The sequence below is a fragment of the Limnohabitans sp. Bal53 genome (genome assembly GCF_003063355.1).
Taxonomy (GTDB): domain Bacteria; phylum Pseudomonadota; class Gammaproteobacteria; order Burkholderiales; family Burkholderiaceae_C; genus Limnohabitans_A.
In genome coordinates this window covers 1-1,299 of sequence record NZ_NESH01000022.1, presented here as the reverse complement: position 1 = coordinate 1,299, position 1,299 = coordinate 1, and the positions used below count along the sequence as shown (strand labels likewise).

Below are 1,299 nucleotides of genomic sequence, written 5' to 3'. Positions count from 1 at the left end.
TGAACCTGCCCCTGTTTGACGTACCGCTTAGCCACTTCATTATGCGGCCTTCAATTGCTGTGCCGCGTCCCAGCGTTTTTCAAACTGCATCGGACTGACGTAGCCCAACGTGGAGTGCAACCGCCGGTGGTTGTAGAACGTCAGCCAGTCAATCACCTCATCCATCGCCTGCCTGCGGGTTGCAAACCTTTGCCCGTACAGCCTGCCCACCTTCAAGCGACCCCACAGGCTCTCCGTGGGTGCGTTGTCCCAGCAATTTCCCTTGCGGCTCATCGAACTCCTCATCTTGTAACTGGCCAGTGCACCTTGGAACTCATGTCCGCAGTTTTGGCTGCCTCGGTCCGAATGGAAGATCAAGCCTGGCGCTGGCTGACGCCGGAACCATGCCATCTTTAACGCGCCTGTCACCAGGCTGCTCTGCATGTGAGGCTGCATGCTCCAGCCCACCACCTGTCGGCTGAACAGGTCTATCACTGCTGCCAAGTACAACCAGCCCTCGTCGGTGGCGATATAGGTGATGTCTCCCGTCCAGACCTGGTTAGGGGCTGTCGGGGTGAAGTTGCGTTGTACCAGGTCAGGCGCAATGGGCAGATGGTGTTTGCTGTCCGTGGTGACGACAAACTTGCGCTTGCACCTTGCACGGATGCCGTGCAACTGCATCAAGCGGCGTACGCGCTCTTTGCCGACCCGATGTCCACGCGCCACCAGTTCCTTCCACATCTTGGGCCAGCCGTACTCCCCTTTGACTTCTGCATGGATGGCGCGGATGTGCGCCAACAGTGCTTCGTCGCTCATGCGTTTGTGAGCACCGGGCTGACTGGGTTTGGGGAATTTCTTGCGTCGGCCGTGTTCAAAGTAGCCGCTGGTGCTCACGCCCAACACCTCGCAGGCCAGGGTGATGGGCCATTGGGCTTTGTTGCTGGCTATCCAGGCGTACTTCACAGCGATTCCCGAGCGAAGTACGCCGTGGCTTTTTTTAGGATGTCGCGCTCCATGGTCACGCGGGCCAATTGCGCTCTGAGGCGGGCCAGCTCCATTTGCTCCGCACTGACGGGCTTATCCCCCGCGCCTTTGAGTTGGCCTTTGGCACTGAGCTTGACCCAGTTGTCCAGACTTGCTTTGGGAATGCCCAACACTTTGGCCGTGACCGACACCGCCTGCCCACCTTTGACCAGCCTGACCGCCTCCATCTTGAATTCCAGCGTGTACTTGGCCCGTTTCCTCGTTTCACTCATCTCGTTCTCCTTGAACTGATTTTTAACCATCAGCTAAGCAGTACGTTTTTCGGGGGCAAGGTCA

At 58.1% G+C, this 1,299-nt stretch carries 1 protein-coding gene; it reads right to left on the bottom strand.

Annotated elements, in window-relative coordinates:
* Positions 1–39: 39 nt before the first annotated feature.
* Positions 40–1,235, bottom strand: a protein-coding gene (locus B9Z50_RS17335; protein ID WP_108365997.1) for an IS3 family transposase whose coding sequence is annotated in 2 segments (ribosomal slippage) — positions 40–968 and positions 968–1,235 — 1,197 coding nt in all. Because the reading frame shifts where the segments join, the coding sequence is not laid out codon by codon here.
* Positions 1,236–1,299 lie beyond the last annotated feature (64 nt).